Annotated in this window: 20 protein-coding genes, 1 tRNA gene and 3 rRNA genes; 3 read left to right on the top strand and 21 right to left on the bottom strand. The window is 46.7% G+C overall.

Going from position 1 to position 24585, the window contains the following annotated elements:
• Positions 1-4: 4 nt before the first annotated feature.
• A complete protein-coding gene (gene trpS, locus M3M35_RS06005; protein WP_252749756.1) occupies positions 5-1021 on the bottom strand; it encodes a tryptophan--tRNA ligase in 1017 nt (338 codons plus the stop codon).
• Between the two features lie 293 nt (positions 1022-1314).
• Between trpS and helD the strand changes: the two genes are divergently transcribed.
• Positions 1315-3606, top strand: coding sequence for an RNA polymerase recycling motor HelD (gene helD / locus M3M35_RS06000; RefSeq protein ID WP_252749755.1), 2292 nt, complete (start codon positions 1315-1317; stop codon positions 3604-3606).
• Between the two features lie 218 nt (positions 3607-3824).
• Here helD and mscL read toward each other — a convergent pair whose 3' ends face one another.
• Both mscL and M3M35_RS05990 read right to left on the bottom strand, forming a co-directional pair.
• Positions 3825-4232 carry a large-conductance mechanosensitive channel protein MscL gene (mscL, locus tag M3M35_RS05995; RefSeq protein ID WP_252749754.1) on the bottom strand — a complete coding sequence of 136 codons (408 nt, stop codon included), beginning with the start codon at positions 4230-4232 and terminating at the stop codon, positions 3825-3827.
• A 28-nt stretch (positions 4233-4260) separates the two neighbouring features.
• Positions 4261-4333, bottom strand: a tRNA-Thr gene (locus M3M35_RS05990).
• Positions 4334-4432: 99 nt separating this feature from the next.
• Between M3M35_RS05990 and M3M35_RS05985 the strand changes: the two genes are divergently transcribed.
• Complete coding sequence (locus M3M35_RS05985) at positions 4433-4573, top strand: hypothetical protein (RefSeq protein WP_252749753.1); 141 nt, start codon at positions 4433-4435, stop codon at positions 4571-4573.
• A 90-nt stretch (positions 4574-4663) separates the two neighbouring features.
• Here the strand turns inward: M3M35_RS05985 and rrf are convergent.
• The 8 genes from rrf to M3M35_RS05945 all read right to left on the bottom strand — a co-directional run bounded on the left by rrf (position 4664) and on the right by M3M35_RS05945 (position 15027).
• A 5S ribosomal RNA gene (gene rrf, locus M3M35_RS05980) occupies positions 4664-4780 on the bottom strand.
• Positions 4781-4849: 69 nt separating this feature from the next.
• Positions 4850-7765 (bottom strand): 23S ribosomal RNA (locus M3M35_RS05975).
• Positions 7766-7977: 212 nt separating this feature from the next.
• Positions 7978-9553 (bottom strand): 16S ribosomal RNA (locus M3M35_RS05970).
• The 16S, 23S and 5S rRNA genes sit together here, the layout of an rRNA operon.
• A 279-nt stretch (positions 9554-9832) precedes the next feature.
• Positions 9833-10603 (bottom strand): DUF4811 domain-containing protein, encoded by a 771-nt coding sequence (locus M3M35_RS05965; protein ID WP_252749752.1) that lies wholly within the window; start codon positions 10601-10603, stop codon positions 9833-9835.
• Positions 10600-12066, bottom strand: coding sequence for an MDR family MFS transporter (locus tag M3M35_RS05960; protein ID WP_252749751.1), 1467 nt, complete (start codon positions 12064-12066; stop codon positions 10600-10602). The genes M3M35_RS05965 and M3M35_RS05960 overlap by 4 nt, the downstream gene beginning before the upstream one ends.
• A 146-nt stretch (positions 12067-12212) precedes the next feature.
• On the bottom strand, positions 12213-12905 hold the full coding sequence (locus tag M3M35_RS05955) for a 2,3-diphosphoglycerate-dependent phosphoglycerate mutase (RefSeq protein WP_252749750.1): 693 nt from the start codon (positions 12903-12905) through the stop codon (positions 12213-12215).
• Between the two features lie 43 nt (positions 12906-12948).
• Positions 12949-14019 (bottom strand): AI-2E family transporter, encoded by a 1071-nt coding sequence (locus M3M35_RS05950; protein WP_252749749.1) that lies wholly within the window; start codon positions 14017-14019, stop codon positions 12949-12951.
• A 24-nt stretch (positions 14020-14043) separates the two neighbouring features.
• Positions 14044-15027 (bottom strand): hypothetical protein, encoded by a 984-nt coding sequence (locus tag M3M35_RS05945; RefSeq protein ID WP_252749748.1) that lies wholly within the window; start codon positions 15025-15027, stop codon positions 14044-14046.
• A gap of 147 nt (positions 15028-15174) precedes the next feature.
• Between M3M35_RS05945 and M3M35_RS05940 the strand changes: the two genes are divergently transcribed.
• Positions 15175-16362, top strand: coding sequence for an SAM-dependent methyltransferase (locus M3M35_RS05940; RefSeq protein ID WP_252749747.1), 1188 nt, complete (start codon positions 15175-15177; stop codon positions 16360-16362).
• A gap of 68 nt (positions 16363-16430) precedes the next feature.
• On the opposite strand, the gene M3M35_RS05935 is transcribed toward M3M35_RS05940, so the two are convergent.
• The 10 genes from M3M35_RS05935 to rsmG form a co-directional block, all read right to left on the bottom strand.
• A complete protein-coding gene (locus M3M35_RS05935) occupies positions 16431-16763 on the bottom strand; it encodes an AzlD domain-containing protein (RefSeq protein WP_252749746.1) in 333 nt (110 codons plus the stop codon).
• A 17-nt stretch (positions 16764-16780) separates the two neighbouring features.
• The gene (locus tag M3M35_RS05930) at positions 16781-17545 is read right to left on the bottom strand and encodes an AzlC family ABC transporter permease (protein ID WP_420842380.1); all 765 of its coding nucleotides are present in this window, start codon (positions 17543-17545) and stop codon (positions 16781-16783) included.
• Between the two features lie 151 nt (positions 17546-17696).
• Positions 17697-18854, bottom strand: coding sequence for a sensor histidine kinase (locus M3M35_RS05925; protein ID WP_252749745.1), 1158 nt, complete (start codon positions 18852-18854; stop codon positions 17697-17699).
• 4 nt (positions 18855-18858) lie between these two features.
• The gene (locus M3M35_RS05920; RefSeq protein ID WP_252749744.1) at positions 18859-19545 is read right to left on the bottom strand and encodes a response regulator transcription factor; all 687 of its coding nucleotides are present in this window, start codon (positions 19543-19545) and stop codon (positions 18859-18861) included.
• Positions 19546-19675: 130 nt separating this feature from the next.
• On the bottom strand, positions 19676-20404 hold the full coding sequence (locus tag M3M35_RS05915; protein WP_252749743.1) for a DUF1129 family protein: 729 nt from the start codon (positions 20402-20404) through the stop codon (positions 19676-19678).
• Between the two features lie 8 nt (positions 20405-20412).
• Positions 20413-21510: a redox-regulated ATPase YchF gene (ychF, locus tag M3M35_RS05910; RefSeq protein ID WP_252749742.1), complete on the bottom strand. Its 1098-nt coding sequence runs from the start codon at positions 21508-21510 to the stop codon at positions 20413-20415.
• Between the two features lie 16 nt (positions 21511-21526).
• A complete protein-coding gene (locus M3M35_RS05905; protein WP_252749741.1) occupies positions 21527-21715 on the bottom strand; it encodes a DUF951 domain-containing protein in 189 nt (62 codons plus the stop codon).
• A gap of 11 nt (positions 21716-21726) precedes the next feature.
• Entirely contained in the window at positions 21727-22614 is an 888-nt protein-coding gene (locus tag M3M35_RS05900) for a ParB/RepB/Spo0J family partition protein (protein ID WP_252749740.1), read from the bottom strand.
• Positions 22604-23371: a ParA family protein gene (locus M3M35_RS05895; protein WP_252749739.1), complete on the bottom strand. Its 768-nt coding sequence runs from the start codon at positions 23369-23371 to the stop codon at positions 22604-22606. Before M3M35_RS05895 ends, M3M35_RS05900 begins: the two co-directional genes overlap by 11 nt.
• Before the next feature lie 19 nt (positions 23372-23390).
• On the bottom strand, positions 23391-24113 hold the full coding sequence (rsmG, locus tag M3M35_RS05890) for a 16S rRNA (guanine(527)-N(7))-methyltransferase RsmG (RefSeq protein WP_252749738.1): 723 nt from the start codon (positions 24111-24113) through the stop codon (positions 23391-23393).
• Between the last annotated feature and the right edge of the window lie 472 nt (positions 24114-24585).

Genomic DNA, 24585 nt, shown 5'->3' with positions numbered 1-24585 from the left:
CCTGTTAGGCAAAATAGTTAATCCCCATGGCATTGCGAACCTCATCCAGAGTTTGTTCTGCCACTTGGTTAGCTTTCTGACTCCCCGCTTGTAAGATCGCTGCGACCTGAGCTGGATCCTGAGCATACTGTTCCCGACGGGTCCGAATTGGCTCTAAAACCGCTTGGAGGACTTCATTTAAGTATCGCTTAATTTTAACATCTCCCAAACCACCGTGGGCATATTGTTCCTTTAATTCAGCGACGTGTTGTTGATCAGGAGCAAAGATATCTAGGTAGGTAAAGACCGGATTTCCCTCAACCTGACCCGGATCCTCAACGTGAACGTGGTTGGGATCCGTGTACATAGACATCACCTTTTTTTGAATCTCATCGGCGCTGTCCGAGAGGTAAATCGCATTATTGAGCGACTTACTCATCTTGGCGTTCCCATCTAAGCCTGGAATCCGTCCCTCACCTTTGGGGGGGAAATACCCTTCCGGCTCTACTAAGACGTCAGTGTGGTAGGCCCGGTTAAAGCTGCGCACAATTTCTCGGGTTTGTTCCAACATTGGTTCCTGATCGTCACCAACCGGGACCACCGTTGCCTTAAAGGCCGTAATGTCTGCCGCTTGACTCACCGGATACGTTAAAAAGCCCACGGGCACGCTCTCCTTGAAGCTCTTTTGCTGAATCTCATGCTTTACGGTTGGGTTACGTTCCAAGCGGGCTACGCTCACGAGGTTCATGTAAATCATGGTCAGTTCGTTTAAAGCGGGGATTTGGGACTGCACAAAGATCGTTGATTTCTTCGGGTCTATGCCCACGGCTAGGTAGTCCAAAGCAACCTGAAAGAGGCTCTGGCGAATCTTTTCGGGATCTCTAGCGTTATCAGTCAACGCCTGCATGTCAGCAATCATAATGTAGGGATCATACTTCCCCGTGTTCTGTAGTTTAACCCGGTTCTCCAATGACCCAACGTAATGGCCGATATGGAGCTTTCCCGTCGGGCGATCACCCGTTAAAATAATTGGTTTGGTCATGTTAATCTTCCTTTCTAAAAAAGCGCCTATTGATTCAAAATCAATAGGACGCCTCAACGTGGTACCACCTATATTGCAACTTAATGCCACTCAGATTATCAAAAATTAGAATTTCCAGTTCGTGTTGTCCGGTTAGTTTCAGCTAGTCTAACCTCTCTGTTTTAGTGACACCACTACTCAACTTCACTGTTATTTTAGGGTTTTTTGGCCCCCATGTCAAAGGCACAGAAATTGACACGGTCGGGTTTTCCCCTTAGAATGATGAGCGATTGTTAAACGAAGGAGCATCAACCATGAATCCACAAGAAGAGCAGGCCGAACGGCGCCGGGTTACCCACGTGACGGACCTCCTTCACCACAAAATTAAACAGAGTCAAGCAGAGGTGGAAAAGGCCCGGGCGGAATCCGAACGGGTCCAAAAAAACTACGGCATCAACACGTCCGTTAACTACCTAGAAGCCGATGACCGCATTGAAACGAAGGCCGACTTGCAACAGCAACGAAACCTCGTGAACCGGACGGTCGAAAACGAAGCCATTGTTAAAAAACAACTGGCCACCTACCAGCAGCTGGCCCATTCGCCCTACTTCGGACGCATCGACGTTCAGGATCCGGGTGAATCAAGTTCTGAACCGCTCTACATCGGCACGGCCTCCTTCATGGACGACCAAGGGGAGTTTTTAATTCACGACTGGCGGGCTCCAATTTCCAGTGTGTATTACAACGGAACCCTAGGAACGGTGCACTACCAAACGCCCAACGGCGAGCGCACCACCACGTTAACCCACAAGCGCCAGTTTAAAATTAAAGATGGCCAGATTTTGCATATGTTTGATACCAACGAAACCGTGGGTGACGAAATGTTGCAGGAAACGCTGGGAGGCAAAAGTTCCGAGCAACTGCAAAACATCGTGGCCACGATTCAGCGTGAACAAAATGACATTATCCGAGACGTCCGTAGTGATCTGTTGGTCGTTCAAGGGGTTGCCGGCTCGGGAAAAACCTCAGCCCTGCTCCAGCGCATCGCCTTTTTGCTGTACCATAGTCGCGATGACCTAAACGCCAACCAAATCCTGCTCTTTTCTCCCAACCTGTTATTTTCAAACTACATTAAGGACGTTCTCCCGAGCCTTGGGGAACGTAACATGCGCCAAGTTACCTTACAGACTTTCTTTGCCCAACGACTAGAGGGGTTGCAGGTGCAGACACGGTTTGAACGTTATGAACACGACCGCCGCTTTTCCCCTGTAGCTGCCTTTAAAGCAAGTCAACCGTTTATGGATGCAATTAGTAGTTACCTCAAGCAACTCACGCCCGACCAACTGCAGGTGGCGCCGTTGTACTTTCAAGGTGAGATTTTCTTTGAACCGAGTGAAATCCGGGCCATCTATGGCCACCAAAATCCCCGGCTTCCGCTGGCTGATAAATTTCTGCGGACCAAGAATACCCTCATCAAACGGCTCAAGGCCCGCATTAAGGATGAACTGGGCGAAGAGTGGGTATTAGATGCGCTGGACGAACTATCCGAAGAGCAGTACCAGGCTTATCTCGGTGACACGGATCCCAGTGAATTTGCAGACTTTGAAGCAGAACAAACCTATGTCGCCCAAAAACTGGTCAAGGACCGTCTCCGAGTGGTGTATGATGCCATTTATAACGATCAATTTTGGGATGCCACGGCCCAGTACCTGGACTTTTTGCAACAGGTCGACCTCCCACCGGAAGTTACTGCCACTGACTGGACCCAGACCGTTCAGACCTTTCAAAACAACTTAGAGTATCACCGCCTGCAACTGGTGGATGCGGCCCCCTTGCTCTTTTTACGGGATCAATTTACCGGGGAAAATCACAACCACCGGATTAAATACCTTTTTGTTGATGAGGTTCAGGACTACTCCGTTGCAGAACTGATGTATCTAAAGCTCACTTTCACGCGGGCCAAGTTCAACTTGATTGGGGATAGCGAGCAAGCACTGTTTAAGGACGTTGAAACGGCGGACGCCTTGTTAAAACGACTCCAAGCAGCGCTCCCGGTGCGCCATCCCCGGTTAATCAACTTAAACCGGTCCTATCGGTCTACCTATCCAATTACGACCCTGGCTAGTTGCATCCTTCCGGCGGGAGACCACATCGAGGCCTTTAACCGGGCGGGTGACCTGCCAACCTACACGGAGGCTCCAGATGAACAACACCTGTTAGCGACGGCTCAGCATATCATTACCAGGGAGTTGCACCAGCATGAAACGGTCGCCATCATTACCAAAACCCAGGCAGAGGCCGAACACGTCTACCAAGCTCTGCGGCATCAGTTTGACTGTTTGCTAGTTACTGACAAGGCCCGAACACTCAATAAAGCAGTGGTAATTGTGCCGGTCTACCTGGCTAAGGGGTTAGAATTTGACTCCGTCATCGCCTGGGACGTCTCCAACCATAACTTTCCGAATTCCCACGACCTCGGAATTTTATACACTATGATGACCCGGGCCATGCACCATTTGGCGTTATTGAGCATAGGTACTATCACGAACTTGATTCCGGACTCGGCCTTTGCGCAATCATTATTAACAAAAAAAAGCACTTCATAATGAAGTGCTTTTTTAATCAATTGTGCTAGACCGCAGACAGTGGACAAAGGTCACCAGCATTGGGGTTGAATTGAACTTTCCAATCCCGTAACTGAGTCGTATCCGCTTCAAAAATGTTGGTAAATGATGTCGCTGGTTCTGCTGCAAAATAACTTGTACGGATTATAAAACTAAAAAAGTGGCCGGACTCATGCAAACTGAATCCGGCCACTTTTTGCTTATTTAGGATTTTTTGTTTCTGTATCAGTCGGACTAGACTGACCTTGTTCCTGTTTCAATAGGGTTACAATCTCTGCCAAATACTGTTCGCTCTTGGGCGTTGGCTTCTTTTGATCCTGCCGTAAGCGCATTTTCCCTAAGATTTTCACAATCATGAAAACCACAAAGGCAATGATAAAGAAGTTAATGACCGCATTTAAGAACACTCCGTAACGAAAGGTCGCGCCTCCAACTTTAAACGAGAGGGAGGACAAATCGATGTTACCGATGAACAACCCAATTAAAGGATTCAGAATGTTTTTAACTAACGAACTGACGATTCCCGTAAAAGCCGAGCCGATGATAACCCCGACGGCCATGTCAATCACGTTCCCCTTAGAAATGAAGGCTTTGAATTCCTTTAGCATGGTCATGTGCTCCTTTCAACTAATTATAAGCCGCATCCGGGATTCGAACCCGGAGTCTTTTCCTTACCATGGAAGTGCTCTACCTATTGAGCTAAAGCGGCATTCATATTTTAACATATTCAGTACTGAATGCGATTTTAGATTGCAATTAACGCCATTAATGCTTAAAATGATACCAAACCGATAAAGGAGTGATAACCATGGCTGATTTTGACAAATTAAAACAAAGTGCTTCCGAAGCTTTTAGCAAAGTAAAAGATGGCGCTAAAGATGTTGTTGATGACACAAAGAAGGCTTCGAAAGAAGCAGTCGATAAAGTAAAAGACAAAATCGACAAATAAGTACCACCAATGAGGATCTGTATGTACAGATCCTCTTTTTTGTTTAAAAAAAAGGCGCCTTCGAATTGCTTCGAAAGCGTCTTTTAGTTAGCGTGGCAACGTCCTATCCTCGCAGGGGGCGATCCCCCAACTACTTTTGGCGTGCTAAAGCTTAACTTCTGTGTTCGGCATGGGAACAGGTGTATCCTTTAGGCTATCGCCACCACACTTCTGAGTGAACTTCGTTCCCTCAAAACTAGCTAATATTATTTTCTGCTGAGTCACCATTGTTCTTCCTTGGTTAAGTCCTCGACTGATTAGTATTAGTCCGCTTCACGTATCACTACGCTTCCACTTCTAACCTATCGACCTGATCATCTTTCAGGAGTCTTACTTCCATATAGGAATGGGAAATCTCATCTTGAGGCGAGTTTCACACTTAGATGCTTTCAGCGTTTATCTCATCCATACATAGCTACTCAGCAATGCGCCTGGCGGCGCAACTGATACACCAGCGGTATGTCCATCCCGGTCCTCTCGTACTAGGGACAGCTCCTCTCAAATTTCCTGCGCCCGCGACGGATAGGGACCGAACTGTCTCACGACGTTCTGAACCCAGCTCGCGTACCGCTTTAATGGGCGAACAGCCCAACCCTTGGGACCAACTACAGCCCCAGGATGCGATGAGCCGACATCGAGGTGCCAAACCTCCCCGTCGATGTGAACTCTTGGGGGAGATAAGCCTGTTATCCCCAGGGTAGCTTTTATCCGTTGAGCGATGGCCCTTCCATACGGTACCACCGGATCACTAAGTCCGACTTTCGTCCCTGCTCGACTAGTCAGTCTCGCAGTCAAGCTTGCTTCTGCCTTTACACTTACAGAATGATTTCCAACCATTCTAAGCAAACCTTTGAGCGCCTCCGTTACTATTTAGGAGGCGACCGCCCCAGTCAAACTGCCAACCAGACACTGTCTCCGAGCACGCTAAGTGCTCAGGGTTAGAGTGTTCACATAGCAAGGGTAGTATCCCACGGGTGCCTCCACCGAGACTAGCGTCCCGGTTTCAATGGCTCCTACCTATCCTGTACAAGCTATGTAAACACCCAATATCAAGCTACAGTAAAGCTCCATGGGGTCTTTCCGTCCTGTCGCGGGTAACCTGCTTCTTCACAGGTATCTTAATTTCACCGAGTCTCTCGTTGAGACAGTACTCAAATCGTTACGCCTTTCGTGCGGGTCGGAACTTACCCGACAAGGAATTTCGCTACCTTAGGACCGTTATAGTTACGGCCGCCGTTTACTGGGGCTTCATTTCGAGGCGTCGCCGAAGCTAACCTTTCCACTTAACCTTCCAGCACCGGGCAGGCGTCAGCCCATATACTTCATCTTACGATTTTGCATAAACCTGTGTTTTTGATAAACAGTCGTTTGAGTCTCTTCACTGCGGCTGACCTGACGGTCAGCACCCCTTCTTCCGAAGTTACGGGGTCATTTTGCCGAGTTCCTTAACGAGAGTTCTCTCGCTCACCTGAGGATACTCTCCTCGACTACCTGTGTCGGTTTGCGGTACGGGTAGTTAATTACTAACTAGAAGCTTTTCTCGGCAGCGTGACATCGGTTCCTTCTCTACTTTAATTTCGATCCTCATCATCGCTTGTCAACCCGGTGAGAAGCATTTCACTCCTTACCTGACTTACGATTTGAACATACTTTTCCAATCGTATGCTAAACCTAGCCTTCTGCGTCCCTCCATCGTTCAAACATAATTAACTAGTACAGGAATCTCAACCTGTTATCCATCGCCTACGCTTCTCAGCCTCGGCTTAGGTCCCGACTAACCCTGGGAGGACGAGCCTTCCCCAGGAAACCTTAGTCATTCGGTGGATCAGATTCTCACTGATCTTTCGCTACTCATACCGGCATTCTCACTTCTAAGCGCTCCAACAGTCCTTCCGGTCTGCCTTCATTGCCCTTAGAACGCTCTCCTATCACGCAACGTAGTTGCGTCCGCAGTCTCGGTAATATGCTTAGCCCCGGTAAATTTTCGGCGCAGAATCACTCGACTAGTGAGCTATTACGCACTCTTTAAATGGTGGCTGCTTCTGAGCCAACATCCTAGTTGTCTAAGCAACTCCACTTCCTTTTCCACTTAGCATATATTTAGGGACCTTAACTGGCGGTCTGGGCTGTTCCCCTTTCGACGATGGATCTTATCACTCATCGTCTGACTCCCGGACATAAATCAATGGTATTCGGAGTTTATCTGAACTCAGTAATCCAAGACGGACCCCTCGCTCAAACAGTGGCTCTACCTCCATGATTCTAATTCCGAGGCTAGCCCTAAAGCTATTTCGGAGAGAACCAGCTATCTCCAAGTTCGTTTGGAATTTCACCGCTATCCACACCTCATCCCAGCACTTTTCAACGTACACGGGTTCGGACCTCCGGTGCGTATTACCGCACTTTCATCCTGGACATGGATAGATCACCTGGTTTCGGGTCTACGGCAACATACTAATTCGCCCTCTTAAGACTCGCTTTCGCTACGGCTCCGCTTCTTCGGCTTAACCTTGCATGCAACTGTAACTCGCCGGTTCATTCTACAAGAGGCACGCTATCACCCCTTAACGGGCTCTAACTGCTTGTAGGCACATGGTTGCAGGAACTATTTCACTCCCCTTCCGGGGTGCTTTTCACCTTTCCCTCACGGTACTGGTTCACTATCGGTCACTAGGGAGTATTTAGCCTTGGGAGATGGTCCTCCCGGATTCCGACGCCGTTTCACGTGTGGCGCCGTACTCAGGATCCTGAACTGAGGGAATTCAATTTCGCTTACGAGACTATCACTCTCTTTGGTGCAGCTTCCCAACTGCTTCAGCTATCAAATTCTTTTGTAACTCAAATGTTCAGTCCTACAACCCCGAACCACGAAGGTTCGGTTTGGGCTATTCCCAGTTCGCTCGCCGCTACTATGGGAATCGAAATTTCTTTATCTTCCTGTGGGTACTTAGATGTTTCAGTTCCCCACGTCTACCTCTCCGCAGCTATGAATTCACTACGCAGTGATTAGTCATGACACTAATCGAGTTTCCTCATTCGGAAATCTCCGGATCAAAGCTTACTTACAGCTCCCCGAAGCATATCGGTGTTAGTTCCGTCCTTCATCGGCTCCTAGTACCAAGGCATTCACCATGCGCCCTTCTTAACTTAACCTATAATCCTGCGGATTATAAATCATTGAGTTTAGCGATCAAACTATTAAAAAACTCAAATTACACAATGGTTGTTCTCGGTTGAAATTATATTAACAATATAATTCTTACAGAAAATAATATTATCTAGTTTTCAAAGAACAAAAGTTGAGAGTAATCCTCTCAAAACTAAACAAGACTTTGATCGGTGTAAGGTTCCGTATTATTCCTTAGAAAGGAGGTGATCCAGCCGCAGGTTCTCCTACGGCTACCTTGTTACGACTTCACCCTAATCATCTGTCCCACCTTAGGCGGCGGACTCCTAACGGTTATCCAACCGACTTTGGGTGTTACAAACTCTCATGGTGTGACGGGCGGTGTGTACAAGACCCGGGAACGTATTCACCGTGGCATGCTGATCCACGATTACTAGCGATTCCAACTTCATGCAGGCGAGTTGCAGCCTGCAATCCGAACTGAGAACGGCTTTAAGAGATTAGCTTGACCTCGCGGTTTCGCGACTCGTTGTACCGTCCATTGTAGCACGTGTGTAGCCCAGGTCATAAGGGGCATGATGATTTGACGTCATCCCCACCTTCCTCCGGTTTATCACCGGCAGTCTCTCTAGAGTGCCCAACTGAATGCTGGCAACTAAAGACAAGGGTTGCGCTCGTTGCGGGACTTAACCCAACATCTCACGACACGAGCTGACGACAACCATGCACCACCTGTCATTCTGCCCCCGAAGGGGACACCTAATCTCTTAGGCTAACAGAAGATGTCAAGACCTGGTAAGGTTCTTCGCGTAGCATCGAATTAAACCACATGCTCCACCGCTTGTGCGGGTCCCCGTCAATTCCTTTGAGTTTCAACCTTGCGGTCGTACTCCCCAGGCGGAATGCTTAATGCGTTAGCTCCGGCACTGAGAGGCGGAAACCTCCCAACACCTAGCATTCATCGTTTACGGCATGGACTACCAGGGTATCTAATCCTGTTTGCTACCCATGCTTTCGAGCCTCAGCGTCAGATGCAGACTAGACAGCCGCCTTCGCCACTGGTGTTCCTTCATATATCTACGCATTTCACCGCTACACATGAAGTTCCACTGTCCTCTTCTGCACTCAAGTTTCCCAGTTTCCGATGCACTTCTTCGGTTAAGCCGAAGGCTTTCACATCAGACTTAAAAAACCGCCTGCGCTCGCTTTACGCCCAATAAATCCGGACAACGTTTGCCACCTACGTATTACCGCGGCTGCTGGCACGTAGTTAGCCGTGACTTTCTGGTTAGATACCGTCACGCCGTGAGCAGTTACTCTCACAGTCGTTCTTCTCTAACAACAGAGTTTTACGAGCCGAAACCCTTCTTCACTCACGCGGCGTTGCTCCATCAGACTTTCGTCCATTGTGGAAGATTCCCTACTGCTGCCTCCCGTAGGAGTATGGGCCGTGTCTCAGTCCCATTGTGGCAGATTACCCTCTCAGGTCTGCTACGTATCATCGCCTTGGTGAGCTGTTATCTCACCAACTAGCTAATACGCCGCGGGTCCATCCAAAAGCACTAGCGCAAAGGCCAGCTTTCAAACTAAAACCATGTGGTTTTAGTTGTTATACGGTATTAGCATCTGTTTCCAGGTGTTATCCCCTACTTCTGGGCAGGTTACCCACGTGTTACTCACCAGTTCGCCACTCGGTCCGATCTAAAATCCAACCCGTGCAAGCACGGTTTTTCAATTAGGAGACCGCGTTCGACTTGCATGTATTAGGCACGCCGCCAACGTTCGTCCTGAGCCAGGATCAAACTCTCATTTTAAATGAGAACTTTACTAGCTCTACTTGATTTGTTTCTTAAAGCGAATTGACTTCGCAATTGTTTAATTTTTAAACTTCCGTCTAAAAATTCCTTACACTTTTGTAATCAAAATCTTGTTCAGTTTTCAAAGAACTACTTTCGCACTGCTCTTGAGTGCATAAATAATCATACCTCGATCTAAGCCCAAAGTCAACCATAATTTTGAATTTTACTAATGAAATTTACCGCCTAAGTTCCCCCAAACAAAAAAGCCCTCAATCGCTTGAGAGCTTTTGTCAGTTATTTTAAATGCATGGATTGTGCAACCTGTTCAGCCAGTTGCCGTTGGGCCTTCTGTTTTAACTGTTGCTTAAATTCAGTCTGCCACTTCTTCATTAATTGTTGGCGTTGCTGGTCTGAAAGCTGCGGGTGTTTTTGCAACTCAGCTGCTAATTTACCCTGCACATACTGTTGCGCTTGTTGTTGAACTGCCATTTGCGCAGCGGGGTTTTGTTGTTGCTTTTGTAAGCCAGCGGCTGCCTGTTGCATCCGCTTGCCAAATTCTTTCGCCTGGTTGGGCGTCATCACAAGGTAATCTTGTGCCACGTAAAAGGTATTGGTCCGATTAATAAAGGTTTCCTTTTGCGCTAACCCAAATAACATCCGGTAAAAATTATTCTTATATACCCACTCTTGCTTTTGGGTTACTAATCGATTCTTGGTACCTTCATGATGAATCACGTTGTGCGTCTGCACCGCGGGAGTGGTCGTCGGTTTCTTTTGACTAGCAGTCCGCTTGTAAATCACAACCTGTTCGTTCCCCTGCTTACCGAGCTTTTGGTATAACACCATGTTAAGTTGCCGGTTAATAGAGGTAAACGATTGGGTCGTTTCAACCGTCGCTTTTTTCATTCCCCAGTGGTAATGAAAATTCCCAATGATACTCAAAACGGTCACAATTACTAAGAAACCAGCTACACAACCCGTCACGTTGGCAACCTTATGATTCGGAATTAAATTAAAACACAGGAAAAACGCAAGAACCGTTCCAATTAAAATCACAAAAATCATTCTTCGTCTCCCCCTTTCGTTACCGGACCCTTTTTCAACGCAAAGGCCACGATGAAGGCAATCACAGAAATCAGAAAGGCAATTCCAAAGGCGGCCGTATACCCCTTCAAGGTTGCCGAAATGGCTAAATCACGAAAATGAATCGGATCATTTACCTTTAAGGTTCCACTAGGCATGTTGTTTTTGGTGACGTTCGATAAGATCGAAACCATGACCGCCGTCGCAATTGAACCACAAATTTGCCGAATTGTGTTGTTAACGGCCGTTCCGTGCCCCATCTTCTGGACTGGCAAAGCGTTCATTCCAGAAGTTGTGACCGGCATCATCACCATGGCAATCCCAAACATTCGAACTCCATAAAGAACCATGATGTAAGCATTGGAAGTGTCTTCCGTTAAAAACATAAACGGAAAAGTTCCCACGGAAAGTAAGAACAGCCCACAAATGGCTAAGCGCCGGGCTCCAAATTTATCAAATAACATTCCCGTAATGGGACTCATTATCCCCATCATCAGGGCTCCTCCTAACAGAGTTAGTCCGGAATGGAAGGCCGTCATCCCCTTAACAATCTGCAAGTAGAGGGGCAGCACCATTTCGACCCCGATCATCGCCATGAAGGCAATGGAGGCCAGGGAGGTTGAGACACTAAATTCAAATGATTTTAAAACCCGTAAATCCAAGAACGGATTCTTCAGGTGTAGTTGCCGCCAAATGAAGATGGCAATGAAAAAGGCTCCAATCAATAGCGACCAAATTACCGTGGCGCTTCCCCAACCATCGTTCCCAACGCTGGAGAACCCGTACAGGGCGGAACCAAATCCAATGGTCGAGAGAATTAACGAAATGTAATCCAACTTTGATTTGTGCGTTGGTAAAACGGGTTTAATGAAGAATAATCCTGCAATCAACACAAACGCTGCAATTGGAATTAATAATTCAAAAATCAGCCGCCAGGAGTAATTATCAATGATCCAACCGGACAAGGTGGGACCAATCGCCGGAGCTAATCCAATGACAATTCCACCCATTCCAAGCGCCGCTCCCCGTTCGTTAGCAGGGAAAATGGAGAGTAGGATCGTTTGCATCAACGGCATAATGACCCCCACTCCCACGGCTTGAATAAGGCGGGCAATGAATAACACGCTAAAGGTTGGTGCAAAGGCCGCTAAAATGGTCCCAATTTCAAAAATTAGCATCGCACCTAAATACAACCACTTGGTGTTCATTCTTCCAGTCAGCCACGCACTCACTGGAATTAAAATTCCGTTTACCATCATAAATCCGGTGGTTAACCATTGAACGGTCGAAGTGCTAACGTGAAACGCCTGCATCAACGTTGGAAATGCCGTCCCCAAAATAGTTTGGTTTAAAACGGCGACAAACGCACCCACCAATAAGATGAGCACAAAGATTGTTCGATTATACGGGCGTCCGTTCGCATCAACGGTTTGTTTTTCGCTCATTGAAATACCTCCAGTTTTTTAAAGTCTACCAGTTACTATACGAGCATCAATTTTGCTTGTCAAGTAATCTAACAATTAATCTGGCCACAAAAAAAGATCGCTAAGTCCACTAGCGATCTTTTACAATTTCAAAAGGTAAGAATGCTTTATTCTCCTAATTTTTGCTTGCTAACCACGTTCAAGTTGGAATCAATGTCATACACAATTGGTTCCCCAGTAGCAATTTCAACATCCATAATGTCTGCATCAGAGATGTTTTCAATGTACTTAGTTAAAGCCCGGAGTGAGTTCCCGTGCGCTGCAATAATTACGTTTTTGTTATCTAATAACTTCGGTGCAATGTGATCCTGCCAGAAGGGAATTACCCGTTCCAAGGTCGTCTTCAAGTTTTCCCCAGCAGGAATGGACCGTGGATCCAAATCAGCGTAGCGACGATCTTTTGTGGCAGAACCTTCGTCATCAGCACTTAACAGGGGTGGCAAGACGTCGTAAGACCGGCGCCAGATGTGAACTTGTTCGTCCCCATACTTTTCCGCTGCCTTAGCCTTATTTTTACCCTGTAAATCACCGTAGTGCCGTTCGTTTAAGCGCCAGGTTTTCATTTCTGGAATCCAGAGTTGGTCGCTTTCATCTAAGGCGTAGTGTAAGGTCTTAATGGCCCGCTTCAAAACAGAAGTATATGCTTGGTCAAATTCTAACCCAGCTGCTGCAATCAACTTCCCGGCGTTTTGCGCTTGCTTGACTCCCTCTTCACTTAGGTCAACGTCTACCCAACCAGTAAACTTGTTTGCTAAGTTCCATTCACTTTGTCCGTGTCGAATTAAACATAATTTAGCCATTAGCTTAAACCTCTTTCATTAATTAGTTCGCTTTCATCATACATCACTTTGTTGCGTTTTTTAAGTTCTTTTTCTTTGGCTTTGGCTTCCGCAACCGGGGTCGATCGACCTTTTGCACTCCAAACACATCTAAGAAGAAGGTAAAGACCGGTACCGCTACGATTAATCCCCAAGTTCCCCAGAAGTGTTCACCAATTAACAAGACCACAAAGGTATAGAAAATCGGCAGTTCGGTCTTTGATGACATAAACTTCGGGTTCAGGACATAGGCTTCCAGCATGTGCACCACCACGACGATGATGATAACGTAAATCACGTACCGGATTCCGCCGACCGTATAGGCCGAAATCGACAGCGGGATTAACGATAAAATAACCCCCGCCACCGGGACCAAACTTAATAGGAAAATCATGATGGCAAAAATCACCAGTTGCGGCATGCCCAAGATGGCCAGACAGATGGTCGTTAGCACCGTATTACAGATGGCGATGAAGAACTGGGCTTCCAATACCACCCCAAAGGTTTTAACAAAGATGTTCCCAAAGTAGGCCACGTCTTGGAAAAACCAGCCGAAGGTGCTACTCAAAAACTTCTCGGAAAATTCCTTGGTCTGCTTGAGTTCGAGGGTAAAGAAGAAGCTCAGCAGTAAGGAGATAAACATCGAAAACCCAATGTTACCCGCACTCGTCACGTAATCTAAGATGACACCCATACTATCTTTCAACTGTTTGGGAACATTCACCGTCTTGATTAAATTAACGACCGCATCACGCACTTGCGGATTTTCAATTGTATGTGGGCGCTGGTAAAACTTGTACAGCACCTTTGAATACTCGATGCCCTGCTCCACAATCGTAGGCAGATACAAGACCGCAATCACAACAATCGAACCAACAATTAACAGATACAGTCCAATCACAAGTAGCGGCGTGGGAATCTGAACGCGTTTTCGGACCCATAACACCGCTTTGGTGACCAGTAACGTAAAAATGAAGGTTAACAAAATGGTGGTGATCATTTCCCGGCAAACGTAAATCAATCCAATTAACAGCATTAAGACGACGGCGCGCCGTAGCTGCACGTTCTTTAAAAAATTTTGCCAATGAGTCTCCATCTTAATTTATCTCCATCTGTTTAATTAGTTAAACCGGTTGGCGTATTCACCGGGGTTCGTGTAAACGTTGTACGGATCGTTGTTAGCCGTGTAATTGTTAGGGTCAGTTGCCCCAGCATTGTTAGCATTACCAGCATTTCCAGCATTTCCAGTGTTGTTCGAGTTATCTCCAGCCGTCGCATTCGAACTATTGCTGGTATTCATGTTTTGACCCGTCGTTGGATCTACAAACCGGTTGGCGTATTCACCAGGGTTTTCGTACACGTTAAAGTTGCTCGTGTTTGCAGTTGGGTTCGCTTTCTTCGTTGCGGCAGCTGCGGAGTTGGAGCTTTGGGCGTTGGCTTTCACTGCTGCTTGGGTTGAACCAACTTCATTAACAGCGTTGGTAACGCTCGCGCTCTGGTTGGCATCCATTGCTGAAGCTTGTTTAGCCTTCGTTGACATCTTCTTCAGTTCTTTGTCGTTTGACTTCTTCAGGTCCGTAGCTTTGCGCTTGATGTCACTGTAGTAAGATTGGTTGATTACCCGAGCTGTCAAAATGCCCTGTAGGGTTTGGTTCGAAGCATCGTACTTCTTATCATTGTGTTGCCGCACCGCTTCTTTGTAAATTTGTTTGAACAATCCATCATTTTTAATGACTTCGTTTACGGTTTTAACCTTACTGTTCGCCCGTTTCACCATTAGATCAGAACCGTTTTTTTCGTTCTTAACGGCCACGTAAGACTTCTTGGCGCTAGTAAATTCCTTATCCTTCATCTGGGTGTTTCCATCGATAAAGTGTTGGGTCTGGTTCAAGAGCGCGTTGGCTTCCTTAGAACCCGGTTTTTTATCAACCGCCGTTTGAAAGTCATTCTTTGCTTCCGTGTAGCTAGCGTCTTTTAGGGCTGTTTTCCCATTGCTAACGCTACTTGCGTATGCTTGGGTACTGTTCGTGTGAGCTGCATAATACCAGCCCCCACCAACGGCAATAATCACAACCGCGATAAGCGCCCAAATCCATTTCTTCATGCTAATTACCTCCATAAACTTCCTTTAGATTCGAGGTTCATTATATCATAGATACGAATTTGATTTCCGATTGCCACATTGGTTACGGAAAAAAAGAAAAAAGCATATAATGGGAATGTATTTCACACGGAAAAGCGAGGTTAAACCATGTTAGAGAAAATGTTTTACAACGAATTTTTGAAACGCAGTTTTGCCGAACCAATTGAAGTTACTTTTTGGGACGGTAAAACAAAGAAGTACGGGAATGGGACCCCCAAAGCTCACATTACGATTAATAAGCCCATTCCCATCCGCGAGCTAAAAAAGAATGCATCGATTGCGCTCGGTGAAGCTTACATGAACGGAACGGTAGACGTCGATGGGAACCTAGAGGATCTCATTACCTCGGCCTATGAAGCTGCCGATAGCTTTTTCCGCAATAAAAAGTTTATCAAGTTCTTGCCCCATGCTTCCCACTCTGAATCGGAAAGTAAGAAGGACGTCCAGGATCACTATGACATCGGAAACGACTTCTACCGACTCTGGCTAGATAAGACGATGACTTACTCCTGTGCCTACTTTGAAAAACCGACCGATTCACTGTACCAAGCCCAGGAAAACAAGATTCACCACATTATCCAAAAGCTGAACCCTCAACCGGGTCACACCCTCCTAGACATTGGCTGTGGCTGGGGAACCTTGATGCTAACGGCTGCTAAGCAATACAACCTACGGGTAACTGGGGTAACGTTAAGTCAGGAACAATATGACTACGTCCAGGCTCAAATCAAAAAATACGGCTTGGAAAACCTTGCCGACGTCCGGCTTCAGGATTACCGTGAACTGCCAAAGGATGAACAGTTCGACTACATCACTTCCGTTGGGATGTTTGAACACGTTGGAAAGGAAAATCTCGATGAGTACTTCAAAACGGTTAGCACCCACCTTAAAGACAACGGGAGCGCTCTGATCCATGGAATTACGCGGCAACAAGGTGGCGCGGTCAACGGGTGGATTAACAAGTGGATCTTCCCTGGTGGCTACGTTCCTGGTTTAACCGAAAACATCCAACACATTGTCGACAACCGGATGCAGGTTTATGACTTAGAATCGTTGCGGAGACACTACCAACGGACTTTGGAAGAATGGGATAAGAACTTTAACCGCGTTCGCTCTGAAGTAACCGAAATGTTTGACGAACAATTTGTTCGCATGTGGGATCTCTACCTGCAAGCCTGTGCCGCTTCCTTTAAATCTGGCAACATCGATGTCATGCAGTACCTCATCACGAAGGGACCATCCGGAGCATCGCTCCCAATGACTCGTGATTACATGGCTGACCACCACGACAACTAAACCAAATTAAAAAGAGCTGAATGACATTCAGCTCTTTTTTTATTTGCTTTATTTTGCTAATTACTGATCTAGAGCGCAAACGTTAACGCAAAGACCAGTCCCAACCCGATAATTACCGAGAGGGCCATCGACCGGGTCCAAAACGCCACCGCGATAACCACAACGCTTGCAATCAGCTCTGGTAACGAACCGGCCACGGAAAAGGTATAGTTCTTGGTAATAAAGAGGTCCTTCACAACTAACGAGGTAAACAAACAGATTGGCACAAACTCCATCCACTCGTTAAACCACTTGGGAATTTGCCGTTTTCGAAAGAAAAATAAAGGGACAAACCGCGGGACTAATGCCACAAAGAAACATAGTATCACTAACAGAAAGTGTTGCATTCCGTTCCATTCCATAATCTTCGTCCTTCCGCTTACTCTTTAGGGGTTCCGGCTGGGTTCTTAAACATTTTAACCAGCCGACTCTTCTTCTGTTGCTTCGTGAGGTAATTGTCTGCTAAAAAGCCGACGAATGAAGCCACCAGCGTCGCAAATACTAGTCCTAACGTGGACTTCGTTGTCACAAGGAAGAAGATTGCCAATACGGCTGCTAAGCCCGCAATGATAATCTTCAAAAAGCTTTTTATCTGCATCACAATCATGAAGAGGAAGAGTGCCGTGAGGGCAAAGTGGACCACGGTCAAATCAATCGTGATCGCTGTCCCCACCAAACTACCGATTAAATTGCTGACGGTCCAAAAGAGTAAGGACCAGTGCTCAATTTGCAGGGCATCCCGCTGGGTAAAGTGCTTATCGGTCGAAAACTTTAGGTAGTTCACCGCATAGTTTTCATCATTCATTGACCCGGCAAACAAAAGCAGGAACCATGTATTTTGCCCCCGCAGGTACTTTGATAAACTAGATCCGAGTAATGCATACCGCAATTCCAGGAAAAAGAGCATCAGCACAATGGTTAATAAGGGGGAATTGATGGTCAACATGGAGGCAATCAAAAATTGGGCGCCCCCAGAAAAAACCAACAACGAGACTAGAATTGTGTTAAAAGTGTTAAAGCCCGCGGCATGCAATAAAATCCCGCAGGCAATTCCGATTGGAATATAACTAATGTCTAATGGAAACGATGTGCGAAAATTTTTCCGCCAAGCTGGTTCATTTGGATTTGGTACCACTTTAGTCAATTGAAATCCTCCAATAATGATTTCATGAAATCCTCGGTTTGTTGCACCGTACACTTAATTATATTGGATTTAGAATGAATAAAAAACCATTTTCGCTCAATTTTTTAAATTAGTTGTGAGAGATTAAGTAGCAAAAAAACCAGTTAGGGAGCTAACTGGTTTTTTTGCTGGGTTGAATTGGTAACGTCACCGTAAACGTCGTCCACTGATTGTTAGAATCAACCGTCACCTGGCCACCCTGCCGACTGACAATCTCGCGGACAATCGCCAAGCCAAGTCCACTTCCACCCGTTTCCAGGTTTCTAGAACTTTCTTCGCGGTAAAAGCGATTAAAAATCTTGCGCAGCACCTTTTTCGGAATGGCTTTCCCATCGTTTGCGACCTGAAACGTCACCGTCTCCGCCGAGTCTTTACGAGCCGTAAGTACGATTTGCGTCCCATCGTTACCGTACTTCAAAGCGTTCGTAATCAAGTTATTAAAAACCCGCCCTAACAATTCGGCGTTCGCCACCATCGTGATGTCCGGATTCAGGGGGTGAACCTTGATCTGCATCCCCTGCTTTTGCGCCTCTAACGCAAATGACGTCTCTAACTGCGTCAGCAACTGGTTGACATCAATCTGATTCAGTTCTACCTGCTGGTCGCCTAGGTTGTTGGCCTGGGTGTACTCAAACAACCGGTCAACCAACTTCTTCATCTGTTGGGCCTTTTCGTAGGCAATGTGACAATACTTCCGTAGCTCGGCTTCAGTTTGATACTGATGGGCTTCAATTAACCCCAGATAGCCGATGATGGACGTGAGCGGCGTCCGTAAATCATGACTCACACTCGTCACCAGATCATCCTTTGATTTTTCGATTCGGCGTTCGTCTTCTAACGACTGAATCACATTCTCCACCAGCGTGTTAACACTATTTACCACCCGTTCGTTATCCCCCGTCAGGTGAAAGGGGATTTGGTGATCAAAGTGGCCGTTCGAAATGTAGTGCAGTTCGTCAATAATCCGACTAATTTGAATCCGGCGGTAAACTCGAATAATCCGCCACCAGACAATCACCGTATCTAAAAACAACATCAGAATCCAAAAGAGACCTTCCCAACTAAGAAAGTGTTGGTGCAGTGGCCCAAAGGTGATCGATTGTTTAATGATGAAAATCCCGTCGTTGACCCCTTGGTTCGTGCGAATGAAGTTCGTTAAAATGTTGCCGACTGCAATGTTAGCTAATAACAACAACACAATCGTCATGATGGTTTCAAACCACAGTTCGTTCTTTTCCCGATTAGTCAGTTTGAAATTCTCATTTGCCATTGCTTTAACCTTCAACCTTGTATCCAACTCCCCAAACCGTCTTAATTACATCCTGGCCATTCGTAGCCGCCTCAATCTTGTCCCGTAGGTGACTCATGTGCACCATCACGGTTTTCGCTGAAATCACGCTTTCCTGCTTCCACACCCGTTCAAAGATTTCATCGGCTGAAAAAACGCGGTTGGGATGACTGGCAAGCAGATATAAAATTCCAAACTCAATCGCCGTTAGTTGAATCTTGGTTCCATCTTCCGTGACCACTTCGTGTGAATCACGATTAATCGTCAACATGTCAGCATGAATTTCTTCGGGCTCAGCGTTCTTCATCGCATTTTCACTTCGGCGTAACAACGAGTGAACCCGTGCCATGACCTCTAACGGATTGAAGGGTTTGGTGACGTAGTCGTCCGCACCGGTGGTTAGACCCTGGATCTTATCGAGGTCTTCCGTTTTAGCGGACAACACGATGATCGGAATCTGGGAATCCTTGCGAACCTGGTTGATCACTTCCATCCCGTTAATGCCCGGCATCATGATGTCCAAGATGACTAACCCAATGTCTGATTCAGTATGCAACTTGGAGAGGGCTTCTTCACCGTCGTAAGCGGCTACGGGCTCGAACCCTTCGTTTTTAATGTAAATTTCTAATAACTGGGCAATTTCTTGATCGTCATCAACTACTAATATTTTCATCTGTTGAACCCCTTTTTCGTTGTTTTTGTTTAGTTTACCAAATCCAACTCCAAAAGAAAGAAATTTGGCTAAAGATAAGAAAAACTTAGCAAACAAAAAACGGTCTTCGCAAGAAAACCGTTCTCATAATTTAGCGACGACCCGCAAAGATTCCACTCGTGATTTTGAAACGGGAGCGCATGTATAAAATTGCTACAACCCCAATTACGCCAATTACGATGTTAACAATCGGGTTCACAACGGGGTTGATGATCCGGGGGAGGAGATTGGAGCCATAAAAGACCAACATCCATACCAAAAACATCAACGCCATCATTCCTGCTCGAACCAGCCAATTATGCTTGTGCTGAACGTCCGGAGCAAAGAGTTGGGTTACAAACGGCATTCCCAATCCCGCTACGATTGATGAAAGCACAATACACGTAATTCCGGCTGCGCCCGCTTGATTAGCGGAATCCGGAGCCATAAATGCCATTGCCCCATACATAAAATTAAAGAGAATCAGGAACCAGAGGAAGTTATACGTAGCATCCGTCAGGTACCGTTCCTTTGTCATTGGTCCAGCTGGTTCCTTAGGCGGATTCAACGTTACCTTCAACTTTTCTGTGACCGTCCCATACAGATTTTTGGCAGTGGTACCCCGTTTTTGGGCTGCTAAAATTTCCTGCATCATGGTCTGAATCAACTCAGTTCGTTGTTCTGCCGGATAGTTAGTGTCAGCTAACGCTGCACTAAATTTCACCATGTATTCTTCATTGCGTTTGGTTAAACCCTGGTTTGCAAATTCCGCGTACCGTTCCTTCTGACTCGAAGGGCGTTGTTGTACGTGGGCATTCCGTTTTTCCTTTTCAGTCGCCATAGTTCCTCCTACACGTTAAAGCGGAAGTTTACGATATCGCCATCCTGCATTACGTAGTCTTTTCCTTCAATTCTCAGTTTCCCGGCTTCCTTCACAGCTGCTTCACTTTCGTACTGGTCCAGATCGGCAAAGGACATGACCTCGGCCCGAATGAACCCGCGTTCAAAGTCGGAGTGGATGATTCCCGCGGCTTGGGGAGCTTTGGTGCCCCGTAAAAAGGTCCACGCCTTGGTTTCCTTGCCTCCAGCAGTAAAGAAGGTTTCTAAGTCCAGTAGTTGATAAGCTGCCCGAATTAACTTGTCGAGCCCCGGTTCTGTTACCCCGGCGGCGGCTAAAAACTCCGCTTTGTCATCGTCATCAAGTTCTGCAATTTCCTCTTCACTTTCAGCAGCAATCCCAATTGCTTCGGCCCCATGTGCTGAAGCGTACTGCTCCACTGCTTGAAAGTACGGATCCTGTTCGGGATGAGCCATCGATGCTTCACTCACGTTCGCCACGTATAGCACTGGTTTCGACGTTAACAAGAACAGCCCCTTTACAATCTTGGCCTCTTCTTCATCAAAATCAAGGTCCCGCGCGGCGCCCCCGTTTTCTAACACCGGTTTTAGCTTGTTGAGCACGTCCAGCTCTGCCTGGGCTTCTGCACTCCCCTTGGCAGCTCTCGTTACCTTGCCAATCCGTTTGTTAACGGCTTCTAGGTCAGCCAGGGTTAATTCCAAGTTGATGGTTTCAATGTCTGCAACGGGATCAACCTTGTCAGAAACGTGGGTAATGTTGTCGTCATCAAATGCCCGGACCACGTGCACAATTGCGTCCACCTGCCGAATGTTTTCCAAGAATTTATTTCCGAGGCCTTCTCCCCGGCTCGCACCTTTAACAATCCCGGCAATATCGGTAAATTCAAAGGTAGTTGGCACTACTTTTTTTGCTGGGATCAGTTCCTGAATCCGATCCAACCGGTGGTCTGGTACTTCTACCATTCCGACGTTCGGATCAATGGTGGCAAACGGGTAGTTCGCCATCTCCGCCCCGGCTTTGGTAATGGCGTTAAACAGGGTTGACTTGCCGACATTCGGCAACCCCACAATTCCCGCTGTTAATGACATCTCGATTCCTTCTTTCCTACTCTTCAGTGTGTTTACTTAAAACTTTTTTCATCCGCTTTTCGAACTGTCTGCGTGGCATCATCACGATGTGACCACATCCCTGGCATTCCAGTTTAATGTCAGCCCCAACCCGAATGATTTCCCACCGGTTGGCACCACATGGATGGGCTTTTTTCATTTCAACCACATCATGTAAGTCATACATCCCAATTCCTCCTAATCTAGATGAACATCTAATAGGTCTAAAATCCGGTTTAAGTCGTCGTTGGACAGATAATCAATTTCAATCTTGCCTCGGCCTGATTTCGGCCGGCTTTCACTAATTGCCACCCGGGTTCCAAACTTATCCTGGAGCTGTTCTTCACCCGCGCGCAGGTAGGGCGACTTCCGGTTCCGCTTCGTTGCTTTTGGTTGCTGAGGATTCTTTTGGTTTAAACGTTCAATTTCTTTTTCGAGTTGCCGGACCGTAAGCGTTTTGGCAACGGCCTGTTGTGCTAACTGCACAAGTTCCTGCTTATTTTTCACGGCAAGCAAGGTCCGGGCTTGGCCCATCGATAGCTGCCCCTTTTGTAACATTTCTTTTACAGGCAGCGGAAGGTTTAAAAGCCGTAAGTAGTTCGCGATGTACGGACGACTCTTCCCTAACCGTTTTGAAACCTGGGCCTGGGTGATATCTAGATTCGTCATCAGCATCTCGTAGGCCTTGGCTTCATCTAACGGGTTCAAATCTTCCCGTTGTAAGTTTTCCATGACTGCGATTTCCATCATCTGGGCATCGGTCGCATCCCGAATAATCGCTGGAATGGTTGTCTTCCCGGCTGCCTTTGAAGCCCGGAATCGCCGTTCTCCTGCGACAATTTCGTAACTCGCCACGTGGGGATTTGGTTGCCGGACAATGATTGGTTGAAAGACCCCTGAAACCTTAATGGAATTGGTTAAATCCTGCAAGGCCTTCTCATTAAACTTCTTCCGTGGTTGGTAGGGATTCGGTTGCAACTGTTGTAAATCTAGTTGTTGCACCGCTTCATCGTTCACGCTAATGTCGTTGCCATCAAAAAGGGCATCCAACCCCCGGCCGAGGCCCTTGCTGTTTTTACTTATCATTGGCCGCCAATACCTCCTTGGTTAGTTCCAGATAAACCTGTGCACCCTTTGAACTTGGATCATAGTCAATAATCGGCAGCCCATGACTTGGCGCTTCCGACAGGCGAACGTTTCTGGGAATGACCGTTGCATATACCTTATCCTTAAAGAATTTTCGGACTTCTTCATTCACCTGCGCGCCGAGCTTCGTGCGGGCATCGTACATCGTAAGTAACACACCCTCAATGTACAGATTGGGATTAAAGTGCTTTTGAACCAGTTGAACGGTATTCAAAAGCTGACTCAGCCCTTCTAGGGCGTAGTATTCGCTTTGCACGGGGATTAAGATTGAATCACTCGCCGTAAAGGCGTTAATGGTAATCAACCCCAGCGATGGCGGACAATCAATCAGCACAAAGTCGTACTGGTCGTCAACTGCGCCAAGGGCATTTTTCAGTCGGGTTTCCCGCGCCATTTGGGGGGTTAATTCAATTTCTGCCCCGGACAACTGAATCGTCGCAGGGACAATATCCAAACCGGGGTGTTGACTGTGCATGATGACGGACGTCAACGGTTCCTCATTAACCAAAACATCATACACATCGTGTTGGATGTCTTGCTTACTAATTCCAACCCCACTCGTGGCATTGCCCTGGGCATCGGAATCAATGATTAGAACACGTTGTCCTTCACTTGCTAAATCTGCTCCCAAATTAACGGCCGTGGTTGTTTTTCCAACCCCACCCTTTTGGTTTGCTAACGCAATAATGTGTGCCATCTGGTAACCTCCTTGTTGGTTATTGAATCGGTTCCTTATTAGGTGTTCCAGCTTTGCGGGGATACTTGCTCGGAGTCTGCTTTACTTTTTCAATGACAATAATGTGGCGTTCTTCGTGGCTCGCTGGCAACGTAAACGAATTGTCTTCAGTGACCTTCCCACCTAAAACGTGGATTGCTTTGGTGGCCGCTGTTAATTCTGCTTCTGCCTTCGCCGCTTTCAGGGCAATTAGTGCGCCCCCGACTTTAACGAGTGGCAGACACAGTTCACTCATCACATGCAACCGGGCAAGCGCACGGGCAGTCGCATAATCAAACTGCCCGCGATCATGCGACCGGCGTCCGCCAAACTCTTCTGCGCGAGCGTGGACAAGCCGAACGTCAGTCAGACCGAGTCGCTCGACTAACTGCTGTAAAAAGACAATTCGCTTATTCAATGAATCAACGATGGTCACTCGTAACGCCGGATTCAAAATTTTCAAGGGAATTGAAGGAAACCCTGCTCCTGCGCCGACGTCGACCAGCGTAGCATCAGTACGCAACCCCGACACGTAGAACGCGGGGGTCAGTGAGTCATAAAAATGTTTCAAATAAACGTCTGCTTCCGCCGTAATCGTCGTTAAGTTAACCCGTTGGTTATACGCAACGAGTAATTGGAAGTATTCGCGAAACTGTTCCAGTTGGTGGTCGCTCAATTTAATTCCCTGCTCGGCCACGGCCTGTTGAAACTCTTCTGGCGTCATTAATAACTCCTAACTACCACGCGGACGGGTAACCTGCTCCCGCCACCATTCAGCACTTGTGTAACTCTTATCATACTATACATTATAACGAAAATTTACCCGTTTCGTTACAAAGAATAAAATTTTGCCAAAGAAACCGGGGATCTGTTGTGCAGGATTCAATCCCAAAAATAGTCATCAACTAGCTTTACGAACCCACCCCATGAGCTTAGCTTTAGCCAACGTTTATTATTTAAATGTGATTCATCATGATCCATTTTGGGGCAATTTCAATTCCTTGTAACTTACGTTCTCTAATTTTTTGCGTTCTACTTCCGGATGATAGTTATAAATTTCAATAATTAAATTAGAATCCGTTATCACATCAAATGATGTTAAGGATAAGGCCCAAAAAGTAGCTTGTTTTTCTCTAATTTTGGTAATTAGAGCACCCTCAAAATTCACAAAAAAAAAGGAAAAATGCAAAACGCAA

The organism is Fructilactobacillus myrtifloralis, assembly GCF_024029335.1.
Taxonomy (GTDB): Bacteria; Bacillota; Bacilli; order Lactobacillales; family Lactobacillaceae; genus Fructilactobacillus; species Fructilactobacillus myrtifloralis.
This window is presented reverse-complemented; position numbering and strand designations above follow the sequence as displayed.

Excerpts from the sequence above, each read along its gene's own strand:
- trpS (WP_252749756.1), bottom strand. The coding sequence starts at position 1,021 with ATGACCAAACCAATTATTTTAACGGGTGATCGCCCGACGGGAAAGCTC.
- helD (WP_252749755.1), top strand. The coding sequence starts at position 1,315 with ATGAATCCACAAGAAGAGCAGGCCGAACGGCGCCGGGTTACCCACGTG.
- mscL (WP_252749754.1), bottom strand. The coding sequence starts at position 4,232 with ATGCTAAAGGAATTCAAAGCCTTCATTTCTAAGGGGAACGTGATTGAC.
- M3M35_RS05985 (WP_252749753.1), top strand. The coding sequence starts at position 4,433 with ATGGCTGATTTTGACAAATTAAAACAAAGTGCTTCCGAAGCTTTTAGC.
- M3M35_RS05965 (WP_252749752.1), bottom strand. The coding sequence starts at position 10,603 with ATGATTTTTGTGATTTTAATTGGAACGGTTCTTGCGTTTTTCCTGTGT.
- M3M35_RS05960 (WP_252749751.1), bottom strand. The coding sequence starts at position 12,066 with ATGAGCGAAAAACAAACCGTTGATGCGAACGGACGCCCGTATAATCGA.
- M3M35_RS05955 (WP_252749750.1), bottom strand. The coding sequence starts at position 12,905 with ATGGCTAAATTATGTTTAATTCGACACGGACAAAGTGAATGGAACTTA.
- M3M35_RS05950 (WP_252749749.1), bottom strand. The coding sequence starts at position 14,019 with ATGGAGACTCATTGGCAAAATTTTTTAAAGAACGTGCAGCTACGGCGC.
- M3M35_RS05945 (WP_252749748.1), bottom strand. The coding sequence starts at position 15,027 with ATGAAGAAATGGATTTGGGCGCTTATCGCGGTTGTGATTATTGCCGTT.
- M3M35_RS05940 (WP_252749747.1), top strand. The coding sequence starts at position 15,175 with ATGTTAGAGAAAATGTTTTACAACGAATTTTTGAAACGCAGTTTTGCC.
- M3M35_RS05935 (WP_252749746.1), bottom strand. The coding sequence starts at position 16,763 with ATGGAATGGAACGGAATGCAACACTTTCTGTTAGTGATACTATGTTTC.
- M3M35_RS05925 (WP_252749745.1), bottom strand. The coding sequence starts at position 18,854 with ATGGCAAATGAGAATTTCAAACTGACTAATCGGGAAAAGAACGAACTG.
- M3M35_RS05920 (WP_252749744.1), bottom strand. The coding sequence starts at position 19,545 with ATGAAAATATTAGTAGTTGATGACGATCAAGAAATTGCCCAGTTATTA.
- M3M35_RS05915 (WP_252749743.1), bottom strand. The coding sequence starts at position 20,404 with ATGGCGACTGAAAAGGAAAAACGGAATGCCCACGTACAACAACGCCCT.
- ychF (WP_252749742.1), bottom strand. The coding sequence starts at position 21,510 with ATGTCATTAACAGCGGGAATTGTGGGGTTGCCGAATGTCGGCAAGTCA.
- M3M35_RS05905 (WP_252749741.1), bottom strand. The coding sequence starts at position 21,715 with ATGTATGACTTACATGATGTGGTTGAAATGAAAAAAGCCCATCCATGT.
- M3M35_RS05900 (WP_252749740.1), bottom strand. The coding sequence starts at position 22,614 with ATGATAAGTAAAAACAGCAAGGGCCTCGGCCGGGGGTTGGATGCCCTT.
- M3M35_RS05895 (WP_252749739.1), bottom strand. The coding sequence starts at position 23,371 with ATGGCACACATTATTGCGTTAGCAAACCAAAAGGGTGGGGTTGGAAAA.
- rsmG (WP_252749738.1), bottom strand. The coding sequence starts at position 24,113 with ATGACGCCAGAAGAGTTTCAACAGGCCGTGGCCGAGCAGGGAATTAAA.